Source organism: Streptomyces filamentosus, from assembly GCF_014654895.1.
In the GTDB taxonomy this organism is placed as follows: domain Bacteria; phylum Actinomycetota; class Actinomycetes; order Streptomycetales; family Streptomycetaceae; genus Streptomyces; species Streptomyces filamentosus.
Genome location: NZ_BNBE01000001.1, coordinates 3693528 through 3710188, shown reverse-complemented (window position 1 = coordinate 3710188; position 16661 = coordinate 3693528). Strand labels below are relative to the sequence as shown.

11 protein-coding genes and 1 tRNA gene are annotated in these 16661 nt (G+C 72.5%); 10 read left to right on the top strand and 2 right to left on the bottom strand.

The genetic code is table 11. From position 1 onward, the window contains the following. The first annotated feature begins 225 nt into the window (after nt 1–225). The 4 genes from IE326_RS40675 (at nt 226) to IE326_RS16740 (ending at nt 3613) form a co-directional block, all read left to right on the top strand. Complete coding sequence (locus IE326_RS40675) at nt 226–681, top strand: hypothetical protein (protein WP_229915368.1); 456 nt, start codon at nt 226–228, stop codon at nt 679–681. A 710-nt stretch (nt 682–1391) separates the two neighbouring features. Continuing rightward, complete coding sequence (locus IE326_RS16750) at nt 1392–2561, top strand: helix-turn-helix domain-containing protein (RefSeq protein ID WP_150228315.1); 1170 nt, start codon at nt 1392–1394, stop codon at nt 2559–2561. Between the two features lie 258 nt (nt 2562–2819). Continuing rightward, on the top strand, nt 2820–3422 hold the full coding sequence (orn, locus tag IE326_RS16745) for an oligoribonuclease (RefSeq protein ID WP_150228316.1): 603 nt from the start codon (nt 2820–2822) through the stop codon (nt 3420–3422). A gap of 118 nt (nt 3423–3540) precedes the next feature. Then, nucleotides 3541–3613 (top strand) — tRNA-His (locus tag IE326_RS16740). A gap of 56 nt (nt 3614–3669) precedes the next feature. Here IE326_RS16740 and IE326_RS16735 read toward each other — a convergent pair. Next, the gene (locus IE326_RS16735) at nt 3670–6327 is read right to left on the bottom strand and encodes a cellulose binding domain-containing protein (RefSeq protein ID WP_190041908.1); all 2658 of its coding nucleotides are present in this window, start codon (nt 6325–6327) and stop codon (nt 3670–3672) included. 192 nt (nt 6328–6519) lie between these two features. Between IE326_RS16735 and IE326_RS16730 the strand changes: the two genes are divergently transcribed. The 6 genes from IE326_RS16730 (at nt 6520) to IE326_RS16705 (ending at nt 14949) form a co-directional block, all read left to right on the top strand. Beyond that, nucleotides 6520–7881: an ABC transporter substrate-binding protein gene (locus IE326_RS16730; protein WP_190041907.1), complete on the top strand. Its 1362-nt coding sequence runs from the start codon at nt 6520–6522 to the stop codon at nt 7879–7881. 10 nt (nt 7882–7891) lie between these two features. Beyond that, complete coding sequence (locus tag IE326_RS16725; RefSeq protein ID WP_150228319.1) at nt 7892–8851, top strand: carbohydrate ABC transporter permease; 960 nt, start codon at nt 7892–7894, stop codon at nt 8849–8851. Then, nucleotides 8848–9744, top strand: a complete 897-nt coding sequence (locus tag IE326_RS16720; RefSeq protein ID WP_190041906.1) for a carbohydrate ABC transporter permease — start codon at nt 8848–8850, stop codon at nt 9742–9744. Before IE326_RS16725 ends, IE326_RS16720 begins: the two co-directional genes overlap by 4 nt. Before the next feature lie 136 nt (nt 9745–9880). Continuing rightward, a complete protein-coding gene (aspT, locus tag IE326_RS16715; RefSeq protein ID WP_150228321.1) occupies nt 9881–11563 on the top strand; it encodes an aspartate-alanine antiporter in 1683 nt (560 codons plus the stop codon). A 16-nt stretch (nt 11564–11579) separates the two neighbouring features. After that, nucleotides 11580–13283, top strand: coding sequence for an aspartate-alanine antiporter (gene aspT, locus IE326_RS16710; RefSeq protein WP_190041905.1), 1704 nt, complete (start codon nt 11580–11582; stop codon nt 13281–13283). Between the two features lie 16 nt (nt 13284–13299). After that, on the top strand, nt 13300–14949 hold the full coding sequence (locus tag IE326_RS16705; protein WP_150228323.1) for a bifunctional aspartate transaminase/aspartate 4-decarboxylase: 1650 nt from the start codon (nt 13300–13302) through the stop codon (nt 14947–14949). Nucleotides 14950–15054: 105 nt separating this feature from the next. Here the strand turns inward: IE326_RS16705 and IE326_RS16700 are convergent, their stop codons facing one another. Continuing rightward, nucleotides 15055–16596: a glycoside hydrolase family 18 protein gene (locus IE326_RS16700; protein ID WP_190041904.1), complete on the bottom strand. Its 1542-nt coding sequence runs from the start codon at nt 16594–16596 to the stop codon at nt 15055–15057. Between the last annotated feature and the right edge of the window lie 65 nt (nt 16597–16661).

The window sequence follows — 16661 nt, the reverse complement described above, 5'->3', positions numbered from 1 at the left end:
GTGCCCGGCGCGCACACCGCTCGTCCGCGCCCTGCGCGCGCGGTGTCCTCCGGGAGGATGCACGAAGGGTTCACCATCTGGCAATGCCGGATGTGTCCTACAGGCGTCCTCCGGTCAGGTGCCCCGAGCCCGCCCGGGGGGCCGAACGGGCGTCGCCCGGAGTGACCGGAACGTTCCGTTCCTCGTTCCCCACGGGTCCGGATCACCACCGCAGGGAGACCGCCCGTGCCCGCACCGTCCACCCCCGCCTCCGCCCCCTCCCCCGCCGCCCCCTCCTTCGTCCGCTCCGGCCGCCGCGCCCGGGTGCCCGGCCCGGCGGCATCCGCCCCGGGGAAGCGTCTCGGGGGACGGGACGGGGAGGGGGGCGGGGACGGGCGCGGGGAGGGACACGGGGAGGGGTACGGGGAGGGGCCCCGCGCGGAGTGGGCTCCGGGGCCCGGCGAGGAGGCCCGCGGGGCCGCCGACCCGGCGGGGGACGTGGTGCGCTGGGCGGTGTTCTGCTGCGCCCTCGTCCCGCTGGTGCTCGTCGCCTTCGGGACCTCGCTGGGCGGGGCCGGCGGCGCGGCCCTGGGGCTCGCCTCCGTGACGGCCGCGTGCCGGCTGCTGCTGCGCCGCGCGGAACGCGGCCTGCGCGCGGAGGGCGCGGGCGGCGGAGCCGCCGGGGGCCGGCGCCGGGGCTGAGCGGCGCTCTGCGCCGGAGCCGAACGACGCCCCGCGCCGGGGCTGAACGGCGCTCTCGCCGCCCTCGCCCGCCGCCCCGGCGAAGCCCCTCACCGCCCCCGGCGAGACACCCGCCGGGGCCCCTCCCTCCCCCACCGGAACCCCCGCCGAAGTCCTGGCCCGCCCCGCCGGGAACGCCCCCGAAGCCTTGACCGAACCCCGTCAGGAATCCCCCCGAACTCCCGCCAAAGCCTCACCGGAATCCCCCTGGAACCCCGCCCGAGGCCCGCCGGAATCCTGCCGGAACCCTGCCAAAACCCCCTCCGGGATCGCCGCGAACCCCCTCCGAGTTGACAGGTTCGCACAGCCGATCCCATATGTTTTCAGCCAACTTGAAGTTCCCGGCGCGTCCTTGGCGAAACGGTACGCCAGCCCTCCCCGCATCCCCGGCGAAAGCCCAGCCCCAGGGGCCCGTACCCCACCCGTACGGCCACTTCTCCGCCGTGGGCGGCTCTCCGGACCCCCTCCGGCCGCTCGCCCGGGGATCGATCGCTTCACGCCAAGTTGCCATGTCGACAATGTGCCGGATCGAGAACTTGTCACGCCGGCGGCACGGGACACAGTAGATTCGATCATGGGTACCGAAGACTGGGGTCTCGTGCAAAACCGAGGGGAAACGTGGCACAGCGACACGACCAGGGAGACGCGAACACCGAGGGGGGCTTAGCGCCATGAGCCAGGACTCCGCCGCACCGGAGGTCGCACGGAAGCTGTCCGGGCGCCGCCGTCGCGAAGTCGTCGCGGTGCTGCTGTTCAGCGGCGGCCCCATCTTCGAGAGTTCCATCCCGCTCTCCGTGTTCGGCATCGACCGGCAGGACGCCGGCGTGCCGCGCTACCGGCTGCTCGTCTGCGCAGGGGAGGACGGCCCCCTGCGGACCACGGGCGGGCTCGAACTCACCGCGCCGTACGGCCTGGAGGCGATCGGACGCGCCGGGACGGTCGTCGTCCCGGCCTGGCGCTCGATCACCTCGCCGCCGCCGCCGGAAGCGCTCGAAGCGCTCCGCAGGGCGCACGAGGAGGGGGCCAGGATCGTCGGCCTGTGCACCGGGGCGTTCGTCCTCGCCGCGGCCGGCCTGCTCGACGGCCGCCCGGCGACCACGCACTGGATGTACGCGCCGACGCTCGCCAAGCGCTACCCGTCGGTCCACGTGGACCCGCGGGAGCTCTTCGTCGACGACGGGGACGTGCTGACCTCCGCCGGCACCGCGGCCGGAATCGATCTGTGTCTGCACATCGTGCGGACCGACCACGGCACGGAGGCCGCCGGAGCGCTCGCGCGACGGCTGGTCGTCCCGCCGCGGCGCAGCGGCGGTCAGGAGCGCTACCTCGACAGGTCTTTACCCGAGGAGATCGGCTCCGACCCGCTCGCCGAGGTCGTGGCCTGGGCGCTGGAGCACCTCCACGAGCAGTTCGACGTGGAGACCCTGGCCGCCCGCGCTTACATGTCACGGCGGACCTTCGACCGCCGCTTCCGCTCGCTGACCGGCTCCGCGCCGCTCCAGTGGCTGATCACCCAGCGGGTGCTCCAGGCGCAGCGGCTCCTGGAGACCTCGGACTACTCGGTGGACGAGGTCGCGGGCCGCTGCGGCTTCCGCTCGCCGGTGGCGCTGCGCGGCCACTTCCGGCGGCAGCTCGGCTCCTCGCCGGCCGCCTACCGGGCGGCGTACCGGGCCCGGCGGCCGCAGAGCGAGCCCCCGGCGCCCGTCCTGGAGACGGTGGTGCCCGCCCAGCTGGCGGCGGGGATCCGCCGTCCCGGGGGCCCGCTGGATCCGGGGAAGCCGCAGGGCGACGCCTACACGCCGGGCCGCCCCGCCCTGCCGGGCCAGCGCAGCGCGCCGTAGAGGCACCGGAAGGACCTGCGCCGCCACAAGCGGCGCGACGCGGTAACCGACGGGCGTCCGGGGACACCTCCCCCGGACGCCCGTCGGCGCGTCCGGAGAACACCACCGGAGAGCGCCACCGAAGAAGACCGCCGGAGAACACCGTCGCAGAGCACCGCCGGAGAACACCGTCGCAGAGCACCGTCCGGAGGGGACGGCGGACACCGGTACGCCCCCGCGGGGGCCGCTCCCCCGCGCTTCGCCCCTAAGGTAGGACGCATGAACGATCGCATGGTGTGGATCGACTGCGAGATGACCGGGCTCTCGCTGACGGACGACGCACTCATCGAGGTGGCCGCGCTGGTCACCGACTCGGAACTGAACGTGCTCGGCGAAGGCGTGGACATCGTGATCCGCCCGCCGGACCGCGCCCTGGAGACCATGCCGGAGATCGTGCGCCAGATGCACACGGCCTCCGGCCTCCTGGACGAGCTGGCCGGCGGCACCACGCTCGCCGACGCGGAGGCCCAGGTCCTCGCGTACATCCGGGAGCACGTGAAGGAGCCCGGCAAGGCGCCGCTGTGCGGGAACTCGGTCTCCACCGACCGCGGCTTCCTCGCCCGCGACATGCCCGCCCTGGAGAAGCACCTGCACTACCGGATCGTCGATGTGTCCTCGGTCAAGGAGCTGGCGCGCCGCTGGTACCCGAGGGCGTACTTCAACAGTCCGGAGAAGAACGGCAACCACCGGGCGCTCGCCGACATCCGCGAGTCCATCGCCGAGCTGCGCTACTACCGCGAGGCGGTCTTCGTCCCGCAGCCCGGCCCGGACACCGAGACCGTGAAGGAGATCGCGGCCCGTCACGTCGTCCCGGCGGAGTAGCACCCCCCGGAGGGGCCGCTCGCGCACCCGGGGAAAACCTGTGCGCGAGCACCCCTCGGAACCCTGTAGACTTCTTCTCGGCCGGTCAGGGAAACCTTCGGGAAAACCGCCGGTCGTGGTGGGTATAGCTCAGCTGGTAGAGCACCTGGTTGTGGTCCAGGATGTCGCGGGTTCGAGTCCCGTTACTCACCCTGATGGCGGAGGCCCCGGTTCGGAAGAACCGGGGCCTCCGTCGTTCCCGCGTCCGCTAGGAGCAGGTGAGCACGGCCGGGGGCGGGTTGCTCCCCGTCCAGGAGGCGTTGAACCCGAAGGTCGTGGAGCCGCCGGGCGGGACCGAGCCGTTGTACGGGAGGTGCGTCGCCGTCACGGCGGTGCCGGTCTGGACGACCGCAGCGTTCCACGCCTGCGTGACCCGCTGCCCCGCCGGGTACTCCCAGCCGACCTTCCAGCCGGTCAGCGGTGCCGTGCCGGTGTTGCGGACCGTGACCTGGCCGGTGAAGCCGCCGCCCCACTGGCTCTGCACCGTGTACGCGGCGGTGCAGGCCGCCGGACCCGGCGGGGTGCCCGGGTCGGTGCCGCCGTCGCCGCCGCCGGTCCCCGCGGTGTCGCCGTAGACGATGCCGCGCCCGTTGGTGGCGACGTACACCCGGCCGTAGACGCGCGGGTCGCCGGTGATGGTGGCGCCGGTCCAGCCCCACTGGTGGGCGTCGTCGTTGATCCGGACCCAGGTGGCGCCCGCGTCGGTGGAGCGGAAGATGCCGCGGACGCCGCCGATCTTCGCGCTGGAGTAGAGCGCCGGGTAGGAGGCGCCCGGGGCGGCCTTGCCGAAGCCGATGGCGTCGGCCTGGTCCACGCCGGCGACCTTCGCGAAGGTGGCGCCGCCGTCGGTGGAGTGCCACAGGCCGTACGCGCCGTCCGGGGCGCCGCCCGCGAGCCAGAGGTCGCCCTTCCTCCCGGGGACGGCCTTGAAGCGGACCGGGCCCTCGGCGGGCAGTCCGGTGGCCCTGGGGGTGAAGGTGAGGCCGCCGTCGGCGGAGGCGTAGAAGGTGCCGTCCTCGAAGCCGTAGAAGGTCTTCGGGTCGACCCGGTCGGACTCCACGGTCGCCCCGGCGGGGATGCCGGTGGAGGCGGTCCAGGAGGTGCCGAAGCCGGTGGCGGCGTGGACGCCGGCGGTGCCCTCGGGACTCCAGATGAAGCGGGCGCCGTCGGCCGCCGCGGCGACCGTGCCGCCGCCGGTGACGCCCGCGGGCTCCTGCCCGGCGAACCAGTTCGCGCCGTTGTCGGTGGAGAAGGCGACCCGGGGGCCGCCGTCGAGGTGACCGGAGCGGACGAGGACGTCCGGCTTCGTCTCGGCGTAGTCGAGGCTGGTCGTCGAGGTGAAGTTCGGGGAGGTGAACATCATCGGCGGGACGGCGGAGAGGTCGGTGTGGCGGAAGCCGCCGACGTCTCCGAGGGCGCTGATCAGCGGGGCGCCCGAGGGCGGTGAGACCAGGTCGAGGACGGCGGTCTCCTCCAGGCCCTTCACCATCGGCCGGATGGTGAAGTCCGTGTTCGTGTCCCACTTCGTGAGCTCGGTGGTGCCGTAGACGGTGGCGCCGGTGCCGTACAGCATCCGGTCCGGGTCGAAGGGGTCGATCTCCAGGGCCTCGGTCATCCAGCCGAGCTTGGGGGCCTGCTCGGGCGGGGTGGGGTTGCCGCCCCAGGTCAGCCACGGCACCGACGACACGTCCATCGTGTAGCGGTTCGCGCGGGTCGGGTAGGAGGAGTAGTCCCACGCCCTGGTCCAGGTGGAGCCGCTGTCGGTGGTGCGGAAGATCTGGGTGTCCGGCCACCAGGAGCTGTAGGCGGAGACCATGACCGTGCCGGGGTGCTGCCGGTCGACGGTGAGGCCGCTGAAGCCGTGGTAGGTGTCGGCCTCGGCGACGGGGCTGATGTCCTTCCACTCGCCGGTGGCGGTGGCGTACCGCCAGACCTTGCCCCTGCCGCCGTCGTACGGGCCCGCGGTGTCGCTGTACGCGAGGTAGAGGTAGCCGTTCTCCGCGTCGAGGACGCCCTTGTGGGCGAGGTACCCGGTGGGCTGTCCGGCGAGGCGGGTCCAGGTGGCGCCCGCGTCGGTGGAGCGGTAGACGGCGTTCTCCTTGTCGCCGACGCCGACGTAGATCGTCTTCGTGGCGGTGGCCCCGGCGCCGGTTCCGCTGCCGGTGGACTCGTCGAAGGTGACCCAGACGATGCCCTGCTCGTCGGAGTTGTAGCCGCTGGTGTCGGTGGGGTCCTGCTGGTAGCCGCCCGGGTTGGTGAAGGAGGTGACCTTCGCCCAGGTGGCGCCGGAGTCGGTGGAGCGCCACAGGCCGTTGCCGCTGGGGGCGCCGAGGTAGAGGACGTTGTTCTTGTGCGGGTCGACGGCGAGGCGCTCGCCCATGCCGCGCCCCGGCATGTTGCCGCCGAGCTTGAAGGGGAGGTCGGCGCGCCGCCAGGTGGCGCCCCGGTCGGCGGAGCGCAGGACGGCGCCCGTGCCGGGGTCCCAGTCGTTGGTGTAGGTGCCGACGGCGGCGTACACCCTGTCGGGGTCGGCGGCGTCGGAGGCGAGGGAGACGACGCCGGTGTGCCCCCAGTCGTCCCAGCCGACGTGGTCGAGGAGCGGGATCCAGGCGGAGCCGGCCTGGTCCCAGCGGTAGGCGCCGCCGATGTCGGTGCGGGCGTAGAGGAGGTTCTTCTCGGTCCGGTTGAAGACCAGGCCGGGCACGAAGCCGCCGCCGTCGATCCGGACGTTCTTCCAGGTGTACGCGGGGGAGGCCGCGGCCCGGGCGGGGGCGGGTTCGGCGGCGCCGGCCGGGAGGGCGCCCGCGAGGAGGCCGGCCGTGAGGGCCAGGCCCGCGAGTCCCGCGAGGAGTCGTGGTCTGCGCATGGGTATCCCGTCGGGAAGTGAAGTATGGGAGCGCTCCCACTATCCGAGCCCTGTCAGAACACGGTCAATACGCGGGACCCGTCGAAGACGTTCGACGACCGCGCCCGGCCGGTGGGCCGAACGGGTGAGGCGGGGCCGGGCCCCGGCGCCGCCCCGCCGGCCGCCCCGGCACCGCCGCCTACGGTCGGGGCCATGGGGTGGAGGAACGGACCACGACGGCGGACCGGCGCGCGCCTCCGCGCCCGCGCCCTGCCGCTCGCCGGAGCACTGCTGCTCGTCGCGGCGCTGCTCGGCGGCTGCGCCACCGACCCGCCGGTGCCGGCGCCCCCGGGCGGCGGGCCGGAGGTGGACGGCGCGGGCCGCCCGGTGACGCTCACCGTCGGGGTGTACGGCACCTTCGGCCTCAAGGAGGCCGGGCTCTACGACACGTACATGCGGCTCCACCCGGACGTCGCGATCCGCCAGACCTCCCTCGCCCGCGCCGACGTCTACTACCCGCAGCTGCTCACCCACCTCACCGCCGGCGCCGGCCTCGCCGACGTCCAGGCCGTGGAGGTGGGGAACATCGCGGAGGTCGTCGACACCCAGGCGGACCGGCTGGCCGACCTCGCGCACGCGCCCGGCGTCGACGAGGCCGCCTTCCTGCCCTGGAAGTGGGCGCAGGCGCGGACCGACGACGGGCGGGTGCTGGGGCTCGGCACCGACATCGGACCGCTGGCCGTCTGCTACCGCAAGGACCACTTCGCCGCCGCCGGGCTGCCCACCGACCGGGAGGAGGTGGGGCGGCTGTGGGCCGGGGACTGGCGCAAGTACCTGGAGACGGGCCGCCGGTTCGCCGCGCGGGCCCCCGAGGGGGTCGCCTTCACCGACTCCGCGTCCGGGGTGATGGCCGCCGTGATCTCCGGCGCGAAGCTGCGCTACTACGACGCCGGGGGGCGGCTGGTGGTCGGGTCCAACCCGGCGGTGCGGGCCGCCTGGGACCTCGGCGCCGAGTTCGCGCGGTACGGACTGACCGCCCGCTTCCAGCAGTTCACCCCCGACTGGGACCAGGGCTTCGCGCACGGGCGGTTCGCCTCGATCGCCTGCCCGGCGTGGATGCTCGGTTACATCCAGGACAAGGGCGGCCCGGCCGGGAAGGGCCTGTGGGACGTCGCGAAGGCGCCCCGGCCGGGCAACTGGGGCGGCTCCTTCCTCGTCGTCCCGTCGGCCGGGAGGCACGTGGCGGAGGCGGCGGAGCTGGCGGCCTGGCTGACCGCCCCCGAGCAGCAGGCGGTGCTCTTCGAGCGGCGCGGCAGCTTCCCGAGCGCCGAGGCCGCCTTCGGACTGCCGCAGGTCCGGGGCGCCCGGCACCCGTACTTCGGGGACGCGCCGGTCGGCCGGATCTACTCGGCGGCGGCGCTCGGCGTGCCGGTGGCGCCGGTCGGGCCGAAGGACGGCCTGGTGAACACGATCCTGTCGGACACCGGGATGCTCCAGGTCGACCAGACGGGACGGTCGCCGGACTCGGCCTGGCGGGCGGCGATGCAGGCGATCGACAACGCGCTGGACCGGTGAGGTGGGCGGGATGGCCGAGGACGTGGTGGAGCGGGCGCTCGCCCCGGTGGTGCCGGCGGGACGGGCGCGGCGGGAGCGGCTCGGGCGGCTGCGGTCGCGGTCGGCGCCGTACGTGCTGGTGGCGCCGTTCTTCCTGCTGTTCGGGGCCTTCGGGCTGTTCCCGCTGGCCGCGACGGCGTGGACCTCGCTGTTCCGGGTGGAGCTGACGGACCCGGGGGCCCGGGAGTGGGTGGGGGCGCACAACTACGCCCGGCTGCTGACCGACGACTTCTTCTGGAACGCGCTGGCGAACACGGTGGTGATCGGGGTGCTCGCGACCGTCCCCCAGCTGCTGCTCGCGCTCGGCGCCGCGCACCTCCTGGACGCGCGGCTGCGCGGGCGGCTCTTCTTCCGGGTGGCGGCGCTCGCCCCGTACGCGACCTCGGTGGCGGCGGCGACGCTGGTCTTCGCGCTGTTCTACGGGCGTGACCAAGGGATGGTGAACTGGGCGGTCGGGCTGGTCGGGCTGGACCCGGTGGACTGGCAGAACGGCCCGTGGGCCTCGCGGTTCGCGGTCGCCTCGATCGTGATCTGGCGCTGGACGGGGTACAACGCGCTGATCTACCTGGCGGCGATGCAGACGGTGCCGCCGGAGCTGTACGAGGCGGCGGCGCTGGACGGGGCGGGGCGGTGGCGGCGGTTCTGGCACGTGACGCTGCCGGGGCTGCGGCCCGCCCTCGCCTTCACCGGGATCGTGTCGACGATCGGGGCGGTGCAGCTCTTCGGCGAGCCGCTGCTCTTCAGCAGCGGCGCGGGCGCCTCGGGCGGGGCCGACCACCAGTACCAGACGCTGGGGCTCTACCTGTACGAGCAGGGGTGGGTGAACCTCCACCTGGGGCGGGCGGCGGCGATCGCCTGGGCGATGCTGCTGCTCCTGGTGGTGGTCTTCGGGCTGGTGCGGCTGCTGGGCCGGAAGGGCGGGCGGCGGTGACGGGGCGGGGCGGGCGCGCGGCGGCGAGGGGGCGGCCGGGGTCGGGATCGGGATCGGGGCCGGGGTCGGAGTCGTACGAGCGGGGCGGGTGGGGCACGTATCTGCTCCTGGCGCTGTTCACGGCGGTGTCGGTCTTCCCGCTGCTGTGGACGGCGGTGGCCGCCTCGCGGACGAGCGGGCGGCTCGCGCAGTCGCCGCCGCCGTTCTGGTTCGGGCGGAACCTGGGGCGGAACCTGTCGGTGGCCTGGGGCGAGGGCGGGATGGGCGAGGCGCTGGCCAACACGGCGGTGGTGGCCGGGTCGGTGGCGGTCGGCACGGTGCTGTTCTCGACGCTCGCCGGGTTCGCCTTCGCCCGGCTGCGGTTCCGCTTCCGGGGGCCGCTGCTGCTGCTCGTGGGGGCGACGATGCTGATCCCGCCGCAGCTCGGGGTCGTCCCCCTCTATCTGCTGATCGCGCGGATCGGCTGGACCGACCAGCTCCAGGCGGTGGTGCTGCCCTCGCTGGTCTCCGCCTTCGGCGTCTTCTACATGCGCCAGCACCTGCTGGGCGCGCTGCCGCCGGAGCTGCTCGAAGCGGCGCGGATGGACGGGGCGGGGACGCTGCGGGTGGTGTGGCACCTGGTGCTCCCGGCGGCGCGGCCGGCGATGGCGGTGCTGGGGATGCTGTCGTTCGTGGCGGCGTGGAACGACTTCTTCTGGCCGGTGCTCGCGCTCACCCAGACGGGGAACCCGACGGTGCAGGTGGCGCTGACGGGGCTCGGGCGGGGCTACGTGCCGGACACCTCGGTGGTGATGGCGGTGGCGCTGCTGGGGACGCTGCCGCTGCTGGTGGTGCTCGCGCTGTTCGGGCGGCAGATCGTGGGCGGGGTGATGCGGGGCGCGGTGAAGGGGTGACGGGATGGCGGGGGGTCACCGGGGGGGTGTTCACCCGATCGGGCGCGGCGGCGGTCCTTTATTGATCTTCCGCTGTTATTTTCCATTTATGTCCGCTATGAACGGTTTGCTCATCGCGTGGGCGGGGTGAGGGCCGATGGGAATCCTGCGTGACCACCCCGAACTCGCCCTCTTCGTCTGCCTCTCCGCGGGATACCTCGTCGGCAAGCTCCGGGTCGGTCCCATCACGCTCGGCGGCATCTGCGGGACCCTGATCGTCTCGCTCCTCATGGGCGCCTGGGCGGAGGTCACCGTCTCCGACGACGTCAAGACGATCTTCTTCGCGCTCTTCATCTTCTCGCTCGGCTACCTCGCCGGACCCCAGTTCTTCGCCAACCTCAACAAGAAGAGCCTGCGCTACTTCACGCTCTGCCTCATCGAGGTCGTCTGCGTCGTCGGCATCGCCCTCGGCCTGGCGGAGGCCTTCGACCTGGACGTCGGCACCGCCGCCGGCATCCTGGCCGGCGCCGCCACCGAGTCCGCCGTCGTCGGCACCGCCACCGAGGCCATCGGCAAGCTGTCCGACCTGACCCAGGAGCAGATCACCCAGTACCAGGGCCACGTGGCCACCGCGTACACGGTCTGCTACCTCTTCGGCCTCATCACCATCGTGATCTACACCAGCCAGATCATGCCGATGATGATGCGGATCAACCTCCGCGACGCCTCCCGCGAGCTGTGGGAGAAGATGCGCGGCTCCGGCGGCGGCCTGGAGTCCGACGAGCGCGAGGCGCTGCCCAACATGGTGGGCCGCACCTTCCTCGTCACCCTCGCCGACGGCGCCCGGGTCTCCGACCTCGAACAGCGCTTCGGCAACCGGGTCACCGTCGAGGCGGTGAAGCGCGGCAGCGACATCAGGACCCCGCCGCCGCCCGACTTCGAGCTGACCCTCTCCGACCTCGTCCTCGTGGTCGGCCGGCGCTCCCACATCATCGACGCGGGCCGGCACATCGGCCCCGAGACCCCCGCGGTCCCCGGCCTCGACACCCCGCTCGCCACCAAGCAGGTCTCCGTCACCGACAAGGAGGCGGTCGGCAAGTCCCTGGACCGGCTGACCACCGAGCACCCGGAGATCGCCTCCGGCGGGGTCTACGTGACGGACGTGCTGCGCAACGAGTCCCATCTGCCCGCCACCCCGGAGACCGTCGTCCAGCGCGGCGACGTCCTCACCCTGGTCGGCGCCCGCTCCTCGCTCGGCAGGCTCGCCTCCAAGGTCGGCGCGGTCGTCAAGAACGACGCCACCGACTTCATCTACCTGGGCCTGGGCATCGCCTGCGGCTCGCTCCTCGGCCAGGTCGTGGTGAAGTTCGGCGACGTCCCGATGTCCCTGGGCACCGGCGGCGGCTGCCTCATCTCCGGTCTGCTCTTCGGCTGGTTCCGCTCCCGCACCCAGACCTTCGGCGCCTTCCCCCCGCAGGCCGCCACCACCCTCAAGGACATGGGCCTGGCCATCTTCATCGCCTGCACCGGCCTGGTCTCCGGCCCGCAGGCGTGGCCGCTGCTCAAGGAGTACGGGGCGCTGCTGCCGTTCGCGGGCATCGCCATGGTCCTCGTGCCCGCCACGATCTCGCTGTTCGTCGGCCGCAAGCTGCTGGGGATCGAGAAACCGCTGCTGATCGGCGCCATCGCGGGCCAGCAGTGCTCCACCCCGGCGATCACCTCCGTCACCCAGGTCGCGCAGAGCTCGGTACCGATGCTCGGCTACACGATCACCTACACCCTCTCCAACTTCCTGCTCCCGCTGACGGGACCCCTGCTGGTCGGCATTCTCGGAGCCTGAGAGGCGGCGCCCCTCCATGATCGACTTCCTCAACCGGAACATCTTCCAGCCCCACCCCGAACTGCTGGTCTTCATCACCGTCGCCCTCGGCTTCCTCTTCGGGAAGCTGCGCTACAAGGCGATCGCGCTGGGCGCCGTCACCGGCTGCCTCGTCGCGGGCCTGCTGCTCGGCGCCCAGTTCAAGATCACCATCGACGCCACGGTGAAGAACCTCTTCTTCACCCTCTTCCTCTTCGCCCTCGGCTACCGGGTCGGCCCCCAGTTCTTCCGGGGCCTGAAGAAGGACGGACTCCCCCAGGTCGTCAACGCGGTCGTCGTCTGCGTCACCGGCCTGCTGGTCTCCTGGGGCTTCGCCGTGATGCTGGGGTACGGCCCCGGGCTCTCGGCCGGCCTGCTCGGCGGCGCGCTCACCCAGTCCGCCGTCATCGGCGTCGCCCAGGACGCCATCGGCAACCTGCCGGGCCTGAGCGCCGACCAGATGAAGACCGAGGAGAACCTCGTCGCGATCGGCTACGCGGTCACCTACCCGCTCGGCACGATCCTCTGCGCCATCCTCCTCGCCAACATCCTCCCCCGGCTCTACAAGCGGGACCTCGCCGCCGAGTCCGCCCGGCTCGCCAAGGAGCTGGACGCCCCCGGCGACAACCCGGACCTCGCCGAGGGCTACTACGAGGTCGTGCTGCGCGCGTACACGATCCGGCGGCCCGACCTCGTCGGCCGCACGATCGACGACTTCGAGGACCAGCAGAAGGCCCTCGGCCACCGCATCTACATCACCCGGGTGCGGCGCGACGGCACGGTCCTCGACCACGACCAGCGGACCGTGCTCCGCGAGGGCGACACCGTCGCCGTCTCCGCGCTGCGCGGCGCCCTCGTCGACTTCGACGCCCGCACCCACATCGGCCCCGAGACCGACGACGTCGAACTCCTCGGCTACGAGACCGAGACGCTCCACGTGGTCGCCTCGAACAAGGAGCAGCTCGGCAAGACCGTCGCCGACCTGCGCCGCGAGCCCTTCATGGTCGGCGTCTACATCGACAAGATCTACCGCTCCGGCTCCGAGTTCCCCTACCGCCTCTCCACGAAGATCGAGCGCGGCGACACGGTGATCCTGACCGGCCCGAAGCGGCTCGTGGACCCGGCGGGCAGGGCCATCGGCAAGCCCGTGCCGACCTCCTTCGCCACCGACATGCTCTGGGTCGGCCTCGGCGTCTTCCTCGGCGGCTGCCTCGGCATCCCCGCCCTCACCGTCTCCGGCGTGCCGATCTCGCTGTCGACCTCCGGCGGCGCGCTGATCATGGGCCTGGTCTTCGGCTGGATCCGCGGCAAGTACCCGACGTACGGCAACGTCCCGCCGGGCGCCCAGTGGTTCATGGACACCTTCGGGCTGTGCGCCTTCGTCGCCGTCGTCGGCATCAACGCGGGACCGAGCTTCACCAGCGGCCTGTCCACGGCCGGCTGGGGGCTGCTCCTGTGGGGCGCGGTCGCCACCCTGATCCCGCTGGTCGTCGGCTTCCTCGTCGGCCACTACGTGCAGAAGATCCGCTTCCCGATCCTGATGGGCGTGCTGGCCGGAGGCCAGACCACGACGGCGGCGATCGGCGCGATCAACGAACAGTCCAGGTCCCAGATCCCCACGCTCGGCTACACGATCCCCTACGCGGTGGGCAACGTGCTGCTGACCATCTGGGGCGCCGTGATCGTCCTCCTCAACCACTGACCCCGAAGGACACCCCATGCCCAAGACCACGTTCACCCGCGAGGAGATCAAGTCCTTCGCCCAGCTCTCGCCGTTCGAGCTGAAGGACAAGTTCATCACCATCGCCCAGGCCGTCCAGGCCGACCAGCCGGGCCAGAAGGGCAAGTCGTCGGTCCAGATGCTCAACGCGGGCCGCGGCAACCCGAACTGGATCGCCACCAGCCCCCGCGAGGCGTTCTACGCGCTCGGCTACTTCTCGCTCACCGAGTCGCGCCGGGTGTGGACCGCCGACGACCTCGGCGGCATGCCCGAACTCAAGGGCTCCGGCGCCCGCTTCGACGCCTTCGTGCGGCAGCACCCCGACCTGCCCGGCATCGAACTCCTCCAGAAGTCCGTCGAGTACGCCGTCGAGCGCTTCGGCTTCGACAAGGACGCCTTCGTCCACGAGCTGAGCGACAGCACCATCGGCGACAACTACCCCGTGCCGGACCGCATCCTCGCCCACACCGAGCAGGTCGTCCGCGGTTACGTCGAGGACGAGATGTTCGACAAGCGGCCGCCGGAGGGGAACGTCTCGTACTTCGCCACCGAGGGCGGCACCGCCGCCATGTGCTACATCTTCGACTCCCTGATGAAGAACGGGATCCTGAAGAAGGGCGACCGGATCGCCCTGATGGTGCCGGTCTTCACCCCGTACATCGAGATCCCCGAACTCGACACGTACGAGTTCGACGTCGTCCACGTCAACGCCTCGCTCTTCGCCGAGACCGGCGTCCGCGAATGGCGCTACCCGGAGGAGGAGGTCGCCAAGCTGGCGGACCCGTCGGTGAAGATGGTCTGCCTGGTCAACCCCTCCAACCCGCCGTCGCTCGCGCTGAGCCGGCGGGTCGCGGACCAGCTCAAGGACATCGTCGCCACCGACAACCCGAACCTGGTGGTCGTCACCGACGACGTCTACGGCACCTTCGTCCCCGGCTTCCGCTCGATCGCCGCCGACCTCCCCCACAACACCCTGCTCGTGTACTCGTACTCGAAGCACTACGGCTGCACCGGCCACCGCCTCGGCGTCATCGGACTCCACGACGACAACGTCATCGACCGGATGATCGCCGAGCTGCCGGCCGCCGAGAAGGAGCGGCTCGCCAAGCGGTACGGGACGCTCACCCTGGAGCCGGAGAAGATCCGGTTCATCGACCGGCTGGTCGCCGACTCCCGGCAGGTCGCCCTCAACCACACCGCGGGCCTGTCGCTGCCGCAGCAGGTCATGATGACGCTCTTCTCCCTCTTCGACATGCTCCCCGAGGGGCAGGCGTACAAGGAGCGGCTGCGGTCGATCGTCGGCCGGCGGCTCGACCTGCTCCTCGAAGGCGCCCAGATGAAGATCGCCGACGACGACAAGCGGGCCGGCTACTACATCGAGCTGGACCTCCTCGCGGAGGGAGAGCGCGTCCACGGCAAGGACTTCGCGGCCTTCCTGGAGAAGAACTACGAGCCCGTCGACCCGCTGTTCCGGCTCGCCGAGCAGACCGGCGTCGTCCTCCTCAACGGCGGCGGCTTCGACGGCCCCGAGTGGTCGGTCCGGGTCTCGCTGGCCAACCTCGACGACCTCGACTACCTGAAGATCGGCCACCACCTGCGGGCGATCTTCGACGACTACGCGGACGAGTGGCGGGCCTCCGCGGCCTGACCGGCCCCGCGCGCGTGAGCGTGCCCCGGCCGAGGGTGGGGGTGTCTTCGGCCGGGGCACGCGCTGTGGGGGGAGGAGATGGCTTTTCGGGGGAGCCGGGGGCTTCTACCGGTAGGCGGCGAACGCCTTCGTGAAGGCCAGCGGCTGCTGGAGGACCGAGGAGCAGGTGGCGTCGGCGCGGTTCACGGCGCCGTCCGGGCACTGCTTGTCGCGGGTCGAGGACCACATCGACAGCCGGCCGAGGCCCTTCGACTTCGCGAAGTCGACCAGCTGGGTGGCGTCGTCGACCGTGAAGACCTCGGTGGTGACGTCGTTCACGCCGATCATGGGGGTGACGGCGACGGCCTTCCAGGCGGCGGCGTCGGAGAGCCCGAGGACGCCCTTGAGCTGGGCCTGGGTCGCGGTCGCGGCCTGGATCGCGTACGTCCCCATGTCGGCGCTGTAGGCCGGGCCGTAGTCCATCGCCATGATGTCGACCGCGTCGATCCGGACGCCGTTCCTCTTCGCGTCGGCGAGCAGGCTCACCCCGGGCTGGGTGAGGCCCTCGGGCATCACCGGCAGGGTGAAGGAGACGTTCAGGTCCGGGTGGGCCTTCTGGAGCCGGGCGATCGCCTGGGAGCGGCGGGTGTTGGCGGCCGTGTCGGGCAGGGCCGCGCCCTCGACGTCGAAGTCGACCTTGGTGAGCCCGTACCGGTCGACGACCTCGCCGTACGCCGCCGCCAGGTCGGCGGCGCTCGCGCAGTTCAGCGCCAGCTCGTGGCCGGCCGCGCCGCCGAAGGAGACCCGCACGTCACCGCCCCGGGCGCGCAGGGCGGTGATCTGGGCGGCGACCTTGTCGGACCCGAGGTCGGTGACGCCGCCCCACAGCGGGGCGCAGGAACCGCCGGAGGTGATGAAGGCCAGGTTGAACTCCTTCACGCCCGTGGCGGAGGCGGTGGCGAGCAGGTCGTACGCCGGGTGGAGCGAGGTGTCGACGTAGGGGGCGAACTTCGCGGCGGCGGCCGGGCTTCCCGTGGAGGTGGAGGACGGAGTGGGCGTGGGGGTGGGCGTGGGGGTGGGAGTCGGCTTCGGGGGTGCGGTGGTGGCCGCCGTGGCCGTGGGGGTCGGCTTCGCGGTGGCCGTCGCGGTCGCGGTGGGCTTCGGGGCCGTGGTGGCGGTCGCGGTGGGCTTCGGGGTGGTGGTGGGGCGGCCGCTGGGGGTGGGGGCGGGGCCGCCGGCCGAGCAGGCCGCCTTGTCGATGAGACAGCCGGTGGGGTCCCCGGCCTGTCCGGCCGCCGAGGTCACGAAACCGACGGTGACGGACTGGCCGGGGGCGAGCCTGCTGTTCCAGCTCGCGGGCTTCACGGTGACGTGCCGCCCCGAGACCGTGTGGTCGCCGTTCCACAGGGAGCCGATGACGGTCCCGGCGGGCAGGTCGAACTCCAGCGTCCAGTCGGACCGGACGGCGGAGGTCTCGTTGGTGACCACGTACTGGCCGGTGTAGCCGCCGGTCCAGGAGGAGGTCCGGGTGTAGGCGGCGCCGACGGCGGCGGCCTGGGCGGTGCCGGTGAGGGCGAGGACCGCGCCTCCGGTGATCGCGGCCGCGACGACCGCGACGACGGCCTTCGTACGGCCGCCGGCCCTGCGCCGGTGCGCGTTGCTGCCCATGACGTGCTGCCTCCGTGATGCGGGGGGTGGGGTGCGGAAGCACGCTAGCGCCGGGGATTCGGACA